At 66.7% G+C, this 16,370-nt stretch carries 14 protein-coding genes; 11 read left to right on the top strand and 3 right to left on the bottom strand.

Going from position 1 to position 16,370, the window contains the following annotated elements; translation table 11 throughout:
• Window positions 1-16: 16 nt before the first annotated feature.
• Complete coding sequence (gene minC / locus GDIA_RS02530) at window positions 17-730, bottom strand: septum site-determining protein MinC (protein WP_012553163.1); 714 nt, start codon at window positions 728-730, stop codon at window positions 17-19.
• Window positions 731-903: 173 nt separating this feature from the next.
• Here minC and fzlA point away from each other — a divergent pair, with 173 nt between their 5' ends.
• The 4 genes from fzlA (at window position 904) to GDIA_RS02510 (ending at window position 5,048) form a co-directional block, all read left to right on the top strand.
• Window positions 904-1,572: an FtsZ-binding protein FzlA gene (gene fzlA, locus GDIA_RS02525; protein WP_012226166.1), complete on the top strand. Its 669-nt coding sequence runs from the start codon at window positions 904-906 to the stop codon at window positions 1,570-1,572.
• A 7-nt stretch (window positions 1,573-1,579) separates the two neighbouring features.
• Complete coding sequence (locus GDIA_RS02520) at window positions 1,580-2,776, top strand: BaiN/RdsA family NAD(P)/FAD-dependent oxidoreductase (protein WP_012553162.1); 1,197 nt, start codon at window positions 1,580-1,582, stop codon at window positions 2,774-2,776.
• 22 nt (window positions 2,777-2,798) lie between these two features.
• Complete coding sequence (locus GDIA_RS02515; protein ID WP_012553161.1) at window positions 2,799-3,551, top strand: SDR family oxidoreductase; 753 nt, start codon at window positions 2,799-2,801, stop codon at window positions 3,549-3,551.
• Window positions 3,552-3,626: 75 nt separating this feature from the next.
• Complete coding sequence (locus GDIA_RS02510; RefSeq protein ID WP_012226163.1) at window positions 3,627-5,048, top strand: replication-associated recombination protein A; 1,422 nt, start codon at window positions 3,627-3,629, stop codon at window positions 5,046-5,048.
• Between the two features lie 24 nt (window positions 5,049-5,072).
• On the opposite strand, the gene GDIA_RS02505 is transcribed toward GDIA_RS02510, so the two are convergent.
• Window positions 5,073-5,312, bottom strand: coding sequence for a hypothetical protein (locus GDIA_RS02505; RefSeq protein ID WP_144880121.1), 240 nt, complete (start codon window positions 5,310-5,312; stop codon window positions 5,073-5,075).
• A gap of 524 nt (window positions 5,313-5,836) precedes the next feature.
• Between GDIA_RS02505 and GDIA_RS18190 the strand changes: the two genes are divergently transcribed.
• The 7 genes from GDIA_RS18190 (at window position 5,837) to GDIA_RS02470 (ending at window position 14,937) form a co-directional block, all read left to right on the top strand.
• On the top strand, window positions 5,837-7,213 hold the full coding sequence (locus tag GDIA_RS18190; protein ID WP_012553159.1) for an IS1182-like element ISGdi16 family transposase: 1,377 nt from the start codon (window positions 5,837-5,839) through the stop codon (window positions 7,211-7,213).
• A 289-nt stretch (window positions 7,214-7,502) separates the two neighbouring features.
• Window positions 7,503-7,943 (top strand): transposase, encoded by a 441-nt coding sequence (locus tag GDIA_RS18185; RefSeq protein WP_050935015.1) that lies wholly within the window; start codon window positions 7,503-7,505, stop codon window positions 7,941-7,943.
• 222 nt (window positions 7,944-8,165) lie between these two features.
• A complete protein-coding gene (locus GDIA_RS02490; protein WP_012553158.1) occupies window positions 8,166-10,298 on the top strand; it encodes an EAL domain-containing protein in 2,133 nt (710 codons plus the stop codon).
• A 76-nt stretch (window positions 10,299-10,374) separates the two neighbouring features.
• The gene (locus tag GDIA_RS02485) at window positions 10,375-11,352 is read left to right on the top strand and encodes an RluA family pseudouridine synthase (RefSeq protein WP_012226160.1); all 978 of its coding nucleotides are present in this window, start codon (window positions 10,375-10,377) and stop codon (window positions 11,350-11,352) included.
• Between the two features lie 30 nt (window positions 11,353-11,382).
• The gene (locus GDIA_RS02480; RefSeq protein ID WP_012553157.1) at window positions 11,383-13,839 is read left to right on the top strand and encodes an AsmA family protein; all 2,457 of its coding nucleotides are present in this window, start codon (window positions 11,383-11,385) and stop codon (window positions 13,837-13,839) included.
• Complete coding sequence (locus GDIA_RS02475; protein WP_012553156.1) at window positions 13,836-14,576, top strand: ATP12 family chaperone protein; 741 nt, start codon at window positions 13,836-13,838, stop codon at window positions 14,574-14,576. Before GDIA_RS02480 ends, GDIA_RS02475 begins: the two co-directional genes overlap by 4 nt.
• Before the next feature lie 148 nt (window positions 14,577-14,724).
• Complete coding sequence (locus GDIA_RS02470; protein ID WP_012553155.1) at window positions 14,725-14,937, top strand: hypothetical protein; 213 nt, start codon at window positions 14,725-14,727, stop codon at window positions 14,935-14,937.
• A gap of 112 nt (window positions 14,938-15,049) precedes the next feature.
• On the opposite strand, the gene GDIA_RS02465 is transcribed toward GDIA_RS02470, so the two are convergent.
• Entirely contained in the window at window positions 15,050-16,204 is a 1,155-nt protein-coding gene (locus tag GDIA_RS02465) for a bifunctional 2-C-methyl-D-erythritol 4-phosphate cytidylyltransferase/2-C-methyl-D-erythritol 2,4-cyclodiphosphate synthase (RefSeq protein WP_012226151.1), read from the bottom strand.
• Between the last annotated feature and the right edge of the window lie 166 nt (window positions 16,205-16,370).

Here is a 16,370-nt window from a genome sequence, read left to right as displayed (position 1 = left end):
CGGGGAAAGCGGCCCTTCAATGCAATGGCCGGACGACAAGGGTGCCGTCTTCCAGCAGGGCCTGCGCCGGCTGGCCGCTCAGGGCGGGGTCGATCTCCTCGGCGATCATGTAATAGCCGTCGATCGCCAGCAGTTCCGCCTTCATCGCGGTGGCGAAGATCCGCGCCCCCGCCTGGCCGCCCATCCCCGCGATCGCGCGCCCGCGCAGCGTTCCATAGACATGGACCGACCCGCCGGCGGAAATCTCGGCGCCCGAGGCCACCGACCCGATGACGATCACGTCTCCGTCATGATGCAGGACCGACTGGCCGGAGCGTACCGGCCGCTCGACGATCAGCGACGCGGCGGGCACGGTGGCGGATGCGGCCTCGCCGCCATCCGTTTCCTCGGGCAGGGCGACGGTGCCCGAGGCCCGGCCGCCCTCGAATCCCTGCGGCCAGTCCCAGCCGGCCAGGGCGGGCCAGGCGGAATCCCCCCCTTCGATCCCGATGATCCGCACCCCGCGTTCCAGCAGGGCGGGGTACAGGTCGGCCAGGCCCTCGGCATCGCCCGACAGCAGGCCGAGGTCCAGAATGATCGGCTTGCCGACGAAGAAGGACGGCGAGCGCGCGATCTGTGCGTCCAGCCCCCGCAGCCAGTCATCCAGCCCGGCCTCGGGCGACAGCACAAGCGCCAGGAAGGAACGGCCGCGGGCTCGGATACGGGGAGGCGGTCGGGAATCGTCGGACAAGGGCGTCACGGACCTTCGGTCTGCGAATGATGGAGGCCCATTCCAGCTACCGTGAGAATCCCGCCCTGTCGAGCGATCGGTGGACCGACCGTGCGAATTCCCGGGCGTGTTTCAGGCAGGCGACATCATCGCGGGCCTTGGCGAAGCGTGGGGCGATGCAATAAAGCGGAGGGATGCGCATCCTCTATCATCTTCCGCTCTCGCCCTTCTGCCGCAAGGTCCGTCTTGTGCTGGGCGAAAAGCGCCTGCCGTTCGAACTGATGATGGAGCGGGTATGGGAGCGCCGTCCCGAATTCCTGGCCGCGAATCCGGCGGCAACCGTGCCGCTGCTGGTCGAGGAGAACGGGCTGGCGATTCCCAATTCGGCCGTCATCTGCGAATATCTGGAAGAAGCCTATCCCGACACGCCGCTGCTGGGCCGTACCCTGGCCGAACGGGTCGAGGTGCGGCGTCTCGTGACCTGGTTCGACGAGAAATTCGCCGCCGAGGTGACGGAGAACCTGCTGCATGAGAAGGTGATGAAGCGGATTTCCGGGCGCGGCAATCCCGACGGCAACGCCCTGCGGGCCGGATATGCCAACATCCGCTATCACCTGTCCTATATCGACTGGCTGGCGGAAACGCGGAAATGGCTGGCGGGGCCGACCCTGTCGCTGGCCGATTTCGCGGCGGCGGCGCACCTGTCCTGCCTCGATTTCATCAATGACGTGGACTGGTCCAAGGCTCCGGCGGCCAAGGACTGGTATGCCCGGATCAAGTCCCGTCCCTGTTTCCGGTCGCTGCTGAACGACCGGGTGACGGGAATCGTGCCGCCCGACCATTACGCGGATCTCGATTTCTGATCCGTTCATGTCCTTAGCCATGGATTTCGACGTCATCGTCCTGGGGGCCGGCGCGGCGGGGCTGATGGCCGCGCTGGCGGCCGGCCAGCGCGGCCGCCGGGTGGCCGTGCTGGACCACGCCGCCGAAGCCGGGCGCAAGATCCTGATTTCCGGCGGCGGACGCTGCAATTTCACCAACCTGGACACCGATGCCGGGCGGTTCCTGTCGGGCAACCCGCATTTCGCCAAGTCGGCGCTGGCCCGGTTCGGTCCCGCCGACATCCTGGCGATGATCGAGCGGCATGGAATTGCCTGGCACGAAAAGACGCTGGGGCAGTTGTTCTGCGACGGATCGGCGCGCGCCGTCGTTGCCATGCTGCTGGCGGAATGCGACGCGGGCGGGGTGGATATCCGCCTGTCGCATCGCATCACCGATGTCGCGGGGGGCGACGGCTTCAGCGTTGCGACCGATCACGGCACGTTCCGCGCGCCCGCGCTGGTGCTGGCGACCGGCGGGCTGTCGATTCCCAAAATGGGGGCCACGGGCCTGTCGCACGCCATCGCCCGGCAGTTCGGCCTGCGGGTCACGCCCACCCTGCCGGCGTTGGTCCCGCTGACGATCGACGCCGCCACCCCCGGGTGGGTGCCCGACCTGGCCGGGGTGTCGCTGGATGTCGTCGCGCGATGCGGGGCCACCCGCTTCCGCGAGGCGATGCTGTTTACCCATCGCGGCCTGTCGGGACCGGCGATCCTGCAGGTTTCGTCCTATTGGGATTCGGGGCGCGAGATCTGCCTGGACCTGATGCCGGGGCGTGATGCGGCCGAAGCCCTGCGGGCGGCCAAGCGGCAGCGCCCGCGCGTCGAGGGGCGGACGATGCTGTCCGGCTTCCTGCCGCAGCGGCTTGCGCAGGCCATGGCGATGCACCATCTGCCCGACGGGCCGGTCGGCGACATGCCGGACGCGGTGCTGAACCGGCTGGGTCAGCATCTGGGACGCTGGTGCCTGGTGCCCGCGGGAACCGAGGGCTTCGCCAAGGCCGAGGTCACGCGGGGCGGCATCGACACGCGCGACCTGTCGTCGCGCACCATGGAGGCACGGTCGGTCCCCGGCCTGTACGCGGTCGGCGAGGCCGTGGACGTGACGGGCTGGCTGGGCGGCTATAATTTTCAATGGGCCTGGGCCAGCGGCTACGCGGCGGGACGTGCCATCGCCGAAGGCGGCTGATCCCGGTCGGGAGGCAGATATCATGACGGCAAATGAAACGCGGCGCGTCGCGCTGGTCACCGGCGCGGTGCGCGGAATCGGGCTGGAAACCGCACGCCAACTGGCGCGGCAGGGAATTCACGTCCTGGTCGCCGGCCGCAGGCAGGAGCAGGCGGATGGCGTGGCCGACCGGCTGCGCGGCGAGGGCCTGTCGGCCGAGGGCGTGGTGCTGGACATCGACAACCCGGCGCAGCAGACCGCGCTGCGCGATTACATCGCCACGACCTATGGGCGTCTGGACATCCTGGTGAACAATGCGGGTGTCCTGCTGGACCGGGGGGCGGACGGGGCGGCCCCGCCGCCGTCGGCGACGCCGGACAAGACGTTGCGGGACACGTTCGAGATCAACCTGTTCGCGACCGTGCAGGTGACGCAGACGCTGCTGCCGCTGGTCCTGAAATCGCCGGCCGGGCGGATCGTCAACCTGTCCAGCATCCTTGCGTCACTGGGCGCGCACAGCGATCCGGCCTCGCCGATCTACGGCAAGCTGACCTTCGCCTATGATGCGTCCAAGACGGCGCTGAACGCCTTTACCGTGCACCTGGCGCACGAGCTGAAGGACACGGCGGTCAAGGTCAATTCCGCCCATCCGGGTTGGGTGCGCACCGACATGGGCGGGCAGGACGCGCCGCTGGACGTGGCCCAGGGCGCACTGACCAGCGTGCGGCTGGCGACCCTGCCCGATGACGGCCCGACCGGCGGCTTCTTTCACATGGATCACGCGCTGCCCTGGTGAGGCATTTCCACTCGGCGCCATGCCCGTGGTATCCGGCGGGCCGGGGCACTCTGCGACAGGGATGGACGCGACGGCATGGCGGGCAGGCGGGATGACCACGGTGACGGAGATCTGTTCGGCGGTCCGGCGTCCCCCGTGCAGGGCACGTCGGGGCAGGGGGCGTCCGGTTCCGGCGGGCGCCGGGGGCGGGCCGCGCCGCCGCGCACGCAGCCCCTGGCCGACCGGCTGCGCCCCGAATCGCTGGACGATGTGGTGGGGCAGGACCACCTGCTGGGCCCCGACGGCGCGCTGCGGCGCATGCTCGATCGGGGATCGCTGGCCAGCCTGATCCTGTGGGGCGGCCCCGGGGTCGGCAAGACGACCATCGCCCGCCTGCTGGCCGACGCGGCAGGGCTGCGTTTCGTGCAGCTTTCGGCGGTGTTTTCGGGCGTGGCCGACCTGAAGCGCGCGTTCGACGATGCCCGGCGCCTGGGCGAAGCCGGGCAGGGGACGCTGCTGTTCGTGGACGAAATCCACCGCTTCAACCGCGCCCAGCAGGATGGTTTCCTGCCGGTGGTCGAGGACGGGACGGTGGTCCTGGTGGGTGCCACCACCGAAAACCCATCCTTCGCGCTGAACGGCGCGCTGCTGTCGCGCTGCCAGGTGATGGTGCTGCGCCGGCTGGACGATCCGGCGCTGGAACGCCTGCTCTGCCGGGCGGAGGAGGCAACCGGTCGCGCGCTGCCCCTGACGCCGGACGGGCGCGCCACCCTGCGTGCCATGGCCGATGGTGACGGGCGCTACCTGCTGAACATGGTCGAACAGGTTCTGGCGGTTCGCACGGACCAGCCGATGGACGCGCACGGCCTGTCCGGCCTGCTGGCCCGGCGCGCGGTGCTGTACGACAAGGACCGCGAGGAGCATTACAACCTGATCTCGGCGCTGCATAAATCCCTGCGTGGCTCCGATACCGATGCGGCCCTGTACTGGTTCGCCCGCATGCTCGAAGGCGGCGAGGACCCGCGCTACATCGCCCGGCGGCTGACCCGCTTCGCGGCCGAGGACGTGGGCATGGCCGATCCGCAGGCCCTGCCGCTGGCTATCGCGGCGTGGGAGACGTACGAACGTCTGGGCTCGCCCGAGGGGGAACTGGCCCTGGCGCAACTGGTGGTCCATCTGGGCACCGCACCGAAGTCGAATGCCGTCTACACGGCGTACAAGGCCGCGCGGCGCCTGGCGAAATCGACCGGCAGCCTGATGCCGCCGGCCCATATCCTGAACGCGCCGACCAACCTGATGAAGGATTTGGGATACGGTCGCGGCTACGATTCCGAATACGCGGATGTCTACGCGGATGCCGATCCGGGGGCGGGACAGCGGACCGCCGCGCGCGATCACTTCCCCGACGGGATGGGCCCGCAGCAGCTCTATCGGCCGTTCGATCGCGGGTTCGAGCGCGAAATCGGGAAACGTCTGGAATACTGGGCGCGGCTGCGCGCGGGCGGCAAGGGCCAATAGCGCGCCGTCTTGCCCGGTTTCTTCTTACGCGTGCGACTTGCTGCCGGTTACCAGCACGGTTTTTTCCATGTCGATCATCCGCGCCTCGGCCTTGACCTCGGTTTCGTCAGCGGGGGCGCAGAGATATTCCATCGCGGCGAGCCACGCATCATGCTGCAGCAGGACTTCGGCGATGATATCGGCGGCGATGGGGAATTCGGTTATCAGTTCGTCAACGATGACCTTGATGACAACCGGGTCGCGTGCCTCGATTTCCGTCAGCACCCGGGGACGATACCCGCCAGGGAAGACAGAATTGAAAATTCGATGCATACGTACCTCCAGCTTTCAGTGCGCGGGTGAACGGAGCGTATCGTGGAATGATGCCGGAAATTTTTACCAAAAGACTAATGCGGCCCGAACGAGACGGAAGAATCTTGTCGCCCTGAATAGTGAGTCTCTCATAAAAAAAGGCGAGGGACACAAATATTATCGATTGAGTATCGAATATATTTATCTTCGGGAAAGTTGCCCCTGGGTCTGATTAAATTTCACGGCAAAGAAACGCGACCGGGCAGAACGTTCTGAACGGAATGTGTATGGTCGGCAGAGTAGAATTGTTTCCCAGTGTCAAATCAGCAACATCCTATTGTCTACGTATATAACAGGTGGGGATATCTCTTTTCCTTGATCTGTATCAATCGGAAGAGCCTGTTTGAAAATGTGGGCTGGCGAGCGATAGTGTTGAAAAAGTCGCGCTTGCTTTGAGAGTGAAGCACTGATTCACTCTTCGCAGGAGGAACCTGCAAATGATGGGTGATCGAACGAAAATACAGGAGGCACTGTTCTACGAGTTCCGTCTTGAAGATCATGTGCCAGCTGGCCACCTTTTGCGTTCAATTGATCGCTTTGTCGATCTGGACGGCCTGCGTGAGCATCTTCGCCCATTTTACAGCGGCACGGGGCGGCCTTCAATCGATCCCGAGCTGATCATCAGGATGTTAATCGTTGGCTACGTGATGGGTATTCGATCCGAGCGACGGCTATGTGAAGAAGTCCATCTTAACCTGGCCTACCGGTGGTTCTGTGGTCTTGGTCTCAACGGCCCTGTGCCTGATCATTCGACATTCTCGAAAAACCGGCACGGACGCTTCCGGGAGAGTGATCTGCTTCGCCAAATGTTCGAAATGACCGTCCGGCAGTGCATCGCCAAGGGACTGGTGGGCGGTGAAGGCTTTGCGGTCGATGCCAGTACGATCAAGGCCGACGCTAATCGGCAGCGCAGTGTTCCGAGCCCAGATAAACTGCCGATCGAGGTGGCCCAACGTGCTGTGCGGGAGTATTTCTCGGTGCTGGACGATGCTGCATTTGGGTCTGCTACGCCCGTGCAACCAAAATATATCTCTCCGGTCGATCCTGCTGCACGTTGGAACGCTGCAAGCGGTGGCCTTGCTTATTATGCCTACTGCACAAATTACCTCATTGACCTTAAATCGGCTGTCATCATGGATGTAGAAACCACGACAGCCATCCGGCAGGCCGAGGTTACGGCGCAACGCAGAATGATAGAGCGTACGCAGGAAACATTTGGAATATGGCCCGAAAGGCTTGCTGCGGATACAGCTTATGGATCCGCAGAAAATCTTGCGTGGCTGGTTCATGAGCGTGGCATAGAACCTCACATTCCGGTCTTCGACAAATCTGCCCGGCAGGACGGGACTTTCGAACGTCGAGATTTCACATATGACCACGTGCACGATCTTTACATCTGTCCTGGAGGACAGCAACTGAAGCAGCAGTGGCGCAAGATCAACTCGGATCAACCAAATGCCCCTCCCGACAACCTACTTCGATACCGTTCGTCGAAACTGGCGTGCGACGTATGCACTCTCAAACCAAAATGCTGCCCTAATCAGCCCAATCGTAAGGTTCTGCGCTCTATTCATGAAGGCGCTCGTGATATGGCCCGCGACATTGCTTTAACCGACGCCTATATTATCTCCAGACGAGAACGAAAGAAGGTCGAAATGCTATTTGCTCACCTCAAGCGCATTTTGAAGATCGATCGGTTGAGGCTCAGAGGACCAAACGGCGCCCGTGATGAGTTCCATCTCGCCGCAGCTGCCCAAAATCTCCGCAAAATGGCGAAACTGATACCTCCCGGAGTGCCTGCCTTATCCACCTGAGGCAAGAAAGCTGCACTTATGTCGAAGTGGCTTGGCAACACTTTCACTCTTCACCATGAGTTTTTCAACACTATCGAGCGAAAGCGGCCCGAAGGTCGCGCCCGTCGTGTGTTTTCGAGCACTGAAGCGGAGTGGCCTTATGAGCCATGAGCATCGGAGCGCTGGATCGGCGACATGAAGGCCGTCGCGCGGGTGGTGTTCGAGCCGACTGGCCCGTATCACCGGCTGCTGAAGGAACGTCTGGCCCCCTTGAGCGTGCCAACGATCAAGGTCAACCCGCGGCAGCCTGATGCGAGACCGGACGGCAACGATCAATCGCCTCAAAAGCCTGACGATCGATTTACTGAAACGCCATGGCCGGCATCGTTTGCGGCAGATCGAAGTGCAGATCGCCTCTCTCGATGCCGCCATCGCGGCATTGGTGGCAGAAAATCCGCACTTGTCTCGGCGCCGGGACGTGCTGGCCGGCCTCGCCCCGATCACCCGCCCGTCCGGAACATGGCGGGGAAGAAGTGTCATTCAGGGCGGCAGGGCTGCCCTCCGGCAGGCACGCTACATGCCAGCCATCGTCGCCATGCGCTTCAACCCCTATCTCAGGCGGGTCTATGACCGACTGACCACCATCGGAAAACACGCCAAAGTCGCCATTGCCGCCGTCATGCGAAAACTTATCGTGCCCGCCAACGCACGGGTACGGGATTACCGCCTCTGGACGCCAAAAGCCGCTTGACCACAACGGATACTCTCAGGCGAGCCGTGTGAAATAATACCAGATTGAACTGGGTTTCATTCAAATGAATTTAACAATAAATTTTTAATGAAACTTATTTTGGCGCAAAATTTTTTTCAAATTCAAACCGCCTATTGATATCGCCATATACGTACCGTTAATAAAATAAATGTGTTGTTTTTTTAGACGAGTGGATGAAACTGGCTTGTGCGGGAAGCAGAAATGAAACATTCCGCTTCGTCATCCCTTTTGATGCGGGATCTTTCCACGCCAGGCCCTACCGTTGGCCCGTCGGACAAGGGCGAACGGATCTTCGAACTGTTCCGGGACGACCCGGAATTGATGCTGGTCGCCGTCGTCGATGAAGGCGGCGCGCCGATCGGGCTGGTGGAACGGCAGGCCTTTTTCGCCAAGGTTTCGGGGCAGTTCGGGCACGCGCTGTTCGCCGGGCGCCCCGTGGCCCTGCTTATGGACGACAGGCCCGTGATCGTGGATGCCGCGGTCTCGTCGACGGATTTCACGTCCATGACGATCACGGCGCAGTCGTCGGACGTGCTGCGCGGCTACATCGTCGTTGCCGGGGGGCGGTATCTGGGCACGGGAACGGCCCTGGACCTGATCAATGCCTCGCATTCCAATGCGGTCGCGTCCGCCGCGAACCTGCATGAAACGGCCGAGGAATTGCGCAAGGCGAACAGGAAGATCCTGCGCGACAAGCTGTTCATGGATACGATCGTCGAAAATATCCCCTCGGCCCTCGTGGTCAGGTCGGTGCGCGACGACCGGCTGGTCCTGATCAACCGCGCGGCCGAACTGATGACCGGCCGCGAGCGGAGCGAACTGGTCGAGCACACCGCCGCCGACGCCTTCACCGAAACCGAGATCGGCCACGCCCTGGTGCATCCCGAGGGCACGCGGCGGGAGGGCGTTTCCGAGAGCCTGCTGCGCAACCGCGCGGGGGACATGCGCGCGGTCGCGACGCGCTACGTCACGATCGCGGACGAACGCGGCGACGCGCGCTGGGAACTGTGCGTGGCCGATGACGTCACCGAACGGCGGCAGGCCCGCCAGCAGGTCGAACGGCTGGCGCATTACGACCCGCTGACCGGACTGGCCAACCGCGCCCTGTTCGGTGCGCGGCTCGACGGCGTGTGCGTGGCGGGGCACGAGGCCATCCTATTGTGCATCGACCTGGATTATTTCAAGACGGTCAACGACCTCTACGGTCACGCGGCGGGCGATGCCCTGCTTCGCCTGGTGGCCGACCGCTTGCGGGCCTGCAGCCGTCCCGACGACCTGATCGCGCGCCTGGGCGGCGACGAATTCGCCATCATCTGGCCCAACGTGCCGGAAAAGGAGGAACTCGCCCATCGCGCGGGTGAAATCGTCGAGACGATCAGCCGGCCCTACGTCATCGACGGCCAGCACGTCGCGATCGGCGCCAGCATCGGATCGGCATCCTATCCGGCGGATGCGGGTTCATCCGATCTGCTGCGGCAACATGCCGATATCGCGCTGTACAAGGCCAAGGCGCTGGGGCGGAACTGCTTTCATTCGTTCGATGCCGGCCTCAGCTACGAAATGCGCAACAAGGCCCGGCTGGGCGACGAGCTGCGCGCGGCCATCGGAAGCAGCCAGATCTGCCTGCATTTCCAGCCGCTTTACACCATGCCCGACAACCAGATCGCCGCCTGCGAGGCCCTGGTGCGCTGGAACCACCCCGTACGCGGGATGATCCCGCCGGATCAGTTCATCGGCCTGGCCGAGGAAAACGGCCTGATCCACGAACTGGGCGAGTGGGTCCTGCGTGCCGCGTGCCGCGAGGCCGTCTGCTGGCCGCCGCACGTCAAGGTCGCCGTCAATGTTTCGCCGGTCCAGTTCCGCAATTCCCGGTTCATGGCCATCGTGCAGTCGGCCCTGATGGAAGCGGGCCTCGTGCCCCACCGGCTGGAAGTCGAGATCACGGAAAATATCTTCGTGCAGAACAGCGCGGTCAACCGCGACATCCTGCGACAGCTCGCCGACATGGGATGCAGCGTCGTCCTGGACGATTTCGGAACCGGCTATTCCGCCCTCAGCTACCTGCGGCTGTTCTCGTTCCAGAAAATCAAGATCGATCGTTCCTTCGTCAAGGAATTGCCGGAAAAGAGCGCATCGGGCATCATCCAGGCCATTGTCAGCCTGGCCCAGAGCATGGACATTCCCACCACCGCCGAGGGCGTGGAAACCCAGGAACAGTGGGCGAGGCTGCACGCCATGGGATGCAGCGAGGCGCAGGGTTTCCTGCTGGGGCGGCCCGAACCGGTCGCCGCCATCCGCGAGCGCCTCGGCGTCAGGGACGTCGTCATGTCCTGACGGATGACCGGCGATTCGCGGGTGAAATCGCGCAACCGCTGGACAGTTGGGCCAGAGTGCGGGAAAGCCCTCGATCATGAGTGTTGTGACCCTGACCGTCAGCGAGGACGAGGCCGATATCCGCCTGGATCGCTGGTTCCGCCGCCACTACCCCCACCTGACCCAGGGGGCGTTGCAGAAACTGTGCCGTACCGGGCAGGTGCGCGTGGACGGCAAGCGCGCCGAAACCTCCACCCGCCTGCTGCCGGGCCAGGCGGTGCGCGTGCCGCCCATTCCCGGCGCGTCGCGCCCCGCGCCGCCGCCCCGCCCGGTGCTGGACGAGCGGCTGGTGCGCGAAATCCGCGGCATGGTGATCTATAGCGACGACCAGGTGATCGTGCTGAACAAGCCCGCCGGTCTGCCGGTGCAGGGCGGTCCCGGGATCATCCATCACGTCGATGCCATGCTGGACGGGCTGAAGGACCAGGACGACGACCCGCGTCCGCGCCTGGTACACCGGATCGACCGCGACACGTCCGGGCTGCTGCTGCTGGCGCGCACCCCCGGCGTGGCGGCGAAGCTGGCGGCATCCTTCCGCGGGCGGGACGTGCGCAAGACCTACTGGGCGATCGTGGTCGGGCGGCCCAGCCCGGCCTCGGGCGTGATCGACCAGCCGCTGGCCCGGCTGGGCGCCGGCCCCGGCGCGCTGACGGTGGTCGCCTCGCGCAAGGACGCCGACGCCGCGCATGCCCTGTCGGAATACGAGGTCCTGGATGCCGCCGGGCGCAAGCTGTCCTGGCTGGCGCTGTCGCCGCTGACCGGGCGCACGCATCAGCTTCGCGTGCATTGCGAGGCCCTGGGCACGCCGATCCTGGGCGATCCGAAATATGGCGGGGATACCGCCCACCCCGAGGGCTTCGTCGACCGGCTGCACCTGCACGCCCGCACCCTGGACCTGCCGCATCCGGCGGGCGGGCGGCTGGTGGTATCGGCCGACCTGCCGTCCCACATGCGTGAAACCTTCCGGCAACTGGGCTTCAGTGCCGGGGCCACCCAGCCGCCACGACGGGGCTGAACGATGGCGGACAGGAACGGAGGACAGCCCATGACGGGACCGGGGGCACGTTCGGGGCGGGGCCGTGCCTGGCTGCTGGCATCGGTGGCGGCGGTCGTGCTCGTGGCAGGCAGCGCCACCATGGCGGCGCGGGCCATGATCGACCCCGCCAGCCTGCGCCAGCAGGCGGTGGCGGCCGTCTGGCGCCAGACCGGGCGCGTGCTGCGGGTGGGTGCGCTGGACGTGCGCATCCTGCCCTATCCCTCGGTGTCCGTTCGCGACCTTGCGCTGTCGGACATGGCGGGCGGGGCGCGACCGGACATGCTGACCGCCACCGGGCTGGATGCGCGGCTGGCCATCCTGCCGCTGCTGCATCACGAAATCCGGCTGGAGGACGTGCGCCTGACCCACCCCGACCTGCTGGTCGAACGGATGGCCGACGGACGGGCGAACTGGCAGATGCATCCGCAGCCCGACACGGCACCGGCCGCGTCCAACCCCGGCGGATCGTCGCATTCTGCCCGCTGGGCGGTGCGCATCGGCAGCGTGCGGGTGCGCGATGCCGTCGTGACCTGGGATGACCGGCAGGCCCATGGCACGGGAACGGTCGCGCTGGATCGTGTGGCGCTGGACGGGCTGACGGGGTCGGCGCCGTCCTTCGACGTGCAGGGACATCGCCCCGCGGATGCCGGTGCCGGCTTCACGATGCAGGGCCAGGTCGGCCCCCTTGTTACGCCATCTTCCGACCCGTGGAAGGTGCGGGTCCAGGCGGCGTTCCTGCTGGACGGCCAGCCGGGCGGCAGCCTGGGGCTGGACGGCGCGCTGTCCGATCCGGCGCATCTGCGCGGCTATGACGTCACGCTGCATGCCACGGCGGGCCAGGTTTCGGGGCTGAACCGCCTGTTCGTGCATGCCGGCCTGCCGGATGTGCGGAATGTCGATCTCGCGGCCCGGATCGTCGACATGGCGGATGGCGACGCCGCGCCGCAACCCGGCCTGCGCATGCTGCATCTGCGGGCTGGTCCGGTCGATGCCGGCCAGGTCGTGCCGGCCCTGCGGCTGGACCATCTGGCGATCGACGCGCCGACCCCGGCCGATCACATGACGATCCAGGCGGCCGGGACGTACGGCGCGCGACCGTTCGACCTGCATGGCACGGTGGGCACCTTGTCCGAAACCATCGCGGCAGCGCGCAGCCGGCTGGGCAGTCCCATGCCGCTGGACCTGTCCGGGGACGTCGCGGGGGCGGCCCTGCACGGGGGCGGCAGCATCGGCGGCGGCCAGTCCGACCTGGATCTCCATGTCGCCGCCGATCGTCTGGCGCTGCCCGGCGACCGGGTTCTGGACCATCTGACCGCCGATGCCCATGTCGCGATGCAGGGCGGGGACAGCGTTCGCCTGTCGGGCCTGCGGGTGGATGCCACCCAGATGGCGCTGGCCGGCGGGCTGGATTTCACCCGCCATGGCGGAACGGGCGGCGTTCCGCTGCTGGGCGGCCGGATACGGGCCGACAGGCTGGACCTGGACGCGCTGCACATCACGGCCCCGCACGCCGCCGCCCCCACGCCCCGGGCCCCGGCGCCGGACACGACCGCCCCTGCCGCGCCGGCACCAGCGCCGGCACCGGCCGACGCCGTCCTGCCGTTCGACCGGCTGCGGCGGATGAATATCGACCTCGATCTCGCGGCGTCGCAGCTTCGGCTGAACGGCGACGATTATCATGACGCGCTGGCGCACGTGCTGCTGCGCGGCGGCCGGCTGGTGATCGACCCGCTGCGCGCGGACGGCGCGGGCCGCCACCTGAACGGTACGATCACGGTCGATGCGTCGGGCGACGTGCCGCGTCTTTCGGCCAGCGTGGGATCGCTGGTCCTGCCGGCCGAATGGGTGGCGGCTCAGGCCGGTATCCCCGCGTCGGTGCATGGCGCGTTGCAGATGGTCGGCGTCCTGGACACGCAGGGGACGACGCGCGCGGCGCTACGGTCCGCGCTGGCCGGCCATCTGGGCCTGTCGCTGGTCAACGGGCAGATCGACGGTGCGGCCCTGGGCCGCCTGCTGGGTCCGGGTGCGGCCGGCGCGGCGCAGGACGCCCTGGCCGGGCTGCGCTGCTTCGGGGTGCATATGGCGCTGGGCGGCGGCCAGGCCACGCTGGATACGATCGGCATGCAGACCCGCCGCCTGTCGGTCACCGGGCATGGAACGGTCGGACTGGTCCGGCAGGACCTGGACCTGCATCTGGTTCCGCAACTGCTGATCGGCTCGACCGGGGCGGCGATGCCGGTCGAGATCGGCGGCACGATCCAGGCGCCGCAGCCGCGCCTGGACCCGGCCGGTGCCGGGCGGCGGTTCGTCCTGACCATCGGCCCGTCCTCCGGCATCGCCGATCCATGCCCCGCCGCATTGCAGGCGGCGCGCGAGGGCCAGCCTGGCCCGGCCCCCGGGGCCGCGCCCAAGGCCAAGGCGCCAAAGGTCATGGACATGCTGCGCGGCCTGGGACTGTTCCGATGAGCGGCGATCCGGCGCGGGACGACGCCCGCAAGCGCTTCTGGGACCAGGCCACGGTCGAAACGCTGCCGGACGGATTCGCCGTCCTGCTGGACGGCCGGACCGTGCGCCTGCCCGGCGGCACGGCGCTGTGCGTGCGAAGCGCCGCCCTGGCGACGGCGCTGGCGGCGGAATGGCAGGCGGCGGGCGGGTCCAAGGGGGGTGTTTTCACCCCGGCCGACCTGCCGCTGACGCGCATCGCGGGCACGATGCTGGAGCGAATCGCCCCGGACCGGTCCGCCACCGTCGCGGTGCTGGCCGGCTATGCCGGGGGCGACCTGCTCTGCTACCGCGTCCGCACGCCGGCGCTGCTGGTCGAACGGCAGCGGCAGGAATGGGACCCGTGGCTGGACTGGCTGCGCGTCCGGTACGGCATCAGCCTGACGGTGACCGAGGGCGTGATGCCGATCGCTCAGTCGGAAGAGGCCCTCGGCGCCGTGCGCGCGGTGCTGGATGCCCTGTCCGACGGGGCGCTGGCGGCGCTGGGTGTCGCGGTGCCGGCGCTGGGAAGCCTGGTCCTGGGCCTGGCCCTGGCCGAGGGACGGCTGACGGCGGAACAGGCCACCGCCTGCGCCACGCTGGACGAGCGGACCCAGATGGAATTGTGGGGCCACGACGCCCAGCAGGCCGAACGCCTGTCCCGGCTGGAGTGGGACGTTCGCGATGCCGAAACATTCCTGCACCTGGTGAATGAGTCATAGAGGCGCCTGACGGCGCGGGCCCTGTCATCGATCCGCCATAATGCAACGGCACATCGGATCTTGCGTTCCGATACCGAGCCGAACACTTCGTTACAGGTCTTCGCTGTAGAAGGGACGAGGAGCGAAACTGGCGACACAGGAGAGTCCCATGGCCTCGATCGATTGGCGGCCGCTATCCGAACCGTCCGGCTTTGCCGAGCGTGACCCGTGGCAGGACATTGCGGCCCGCAGGGACCGGCCGCAGACGTCGCGCCGCATGAAGCAGAGGCTGGGCCACTGGGTCGCGACCTGCGCCATGGGGGCATGGGCCCTGCTGGCCATCGTGCCGGTCATCGTGGTCCTCATGGCCATCGACGGTTAATCACCGTCCGAAAACAGCCCCACGGCCGCCATGTCTGACGGCCGTGCGCGCTGAAGTCCGGGAGACGGGCGCGGGACCGTCTCCAGCCAGATCGATCCGGGGCCAGGTATATCTAGGGAACCAGGACCGTGGCGCTGGCGGTGCAGGCGATGCCTTCCTCGCGGCCGGTGAAGCCCAGCCGTTCGGAGGTCGTGGCCTTCACGGAAATCCGGTCGATCCCGACCTGCAGCAGATCGGCCAGGCGCTGGCGCATCGCCTCGGAATGCGGGCCGATTTTCGGCCGTTCGCAGATCAGCGTGACATCGGCATTCACCAGCATGCCGCCCCGGGCGCGAATCCGCTCGCCGGCATGGACCAGGAAGCGCGCGCTGTCGGCGTCCTTCCACTGATTCTGGCTGGGCGGGAAATGGCGCCCGATATCGCCCTCGGCCAGCGCGCCATAGATCGCGTCGCACAGGGCATGGATACCGACATCGGCGTCCGAATGCCCGGCCAGGCCGCGATCGTGGGGCACGGTGATGCCGCACAGGATCAGGGCGCGGTTCTCGGCAAACGCATGGACGTCGTAGCCGATGCCGGTGCGCGGCAGCAATGTCGGACCGATCAGGCGTTCCAGGCGCATGAGATCCTCCTTGTAGGTCAGCTTGATATTGTCTTCCGATCCGGGCACCAGCGCGACCGTGTGGCCGGCTGCCTCCAGCAGCGCCGCGTCGTCGGTCGCGTCCGTCGCGGCGGCGCCGCGATGCAGGTCGCGCAGCAGCGCGAAGCGGAAGCCCTGCGGCGTCTGGGCGCGAAACAGGTCGTCCCGCGGCACGGTGCCGGCAATCACGCCGTCCCTGCCGCGCTTGATCGTATCGGCCACCTGCACGGCGGGAATGGCGCCGGGATGGGCCGCCAGCGCCGCGATCACCGCCTGCGTCACCTCGCCGGGGACATAGGGGCGGGCGCCGTCATGGATCAGCACCAGGTCGGGCCGCGCGGACTCGGGCAGGCGGTCCAGCGCCTCCAGCCCGGCGCGGACGCTTTCCTGCCGCGTCTCGCCCCCCGCCACCGGCGGCAGGACATCCAGCCCCTGCAGCGCATCGGCCAGGGCCTGGGCATCGCCCACCGGCTGAAGCAGGTCGACATGCGGGATCAGGGCATCCGCCGCATGGCGGATGATGGGCCGGCCGCCGAGCGTCAGATACTGCTTGGCGACAGGGGATGCCGTCGTGGCGCTGAAACGTCGGCCCACGCCTGCGGCAAGGAGAATGGCTGCAACACGCATGGCGGAGCAATGCGGCGGAGATTCCCCGCCGTCAAGCGCTGGAACGCGCGGGGATGCCGTATTTTGCGGCTCCGCCCCCGGTTTTGTGGCTCCGCCCCTGGGGGAATGCCGCATCGCGATTGCGTGACAGCGGAAGATTGGGTATTCTGCTTAAATCCTGGGCATA

The sequence above is a fragment of the Gluconacetobacter diazotrophicus PA1 5 genome, assembly GCF_000021325.1.
In the GTDB taxonomy this organism is placed as follows: Bacteria; Pseudomonadota; Alphaproteobacteria; order Acetobacterales; family Acetobacteraceae; genus Gluconacetobacter; species Gluconacetobacter diazotrophicus.
This window is presented reverse-complemented; position numbering and strand designations above follow the sequence as displayed.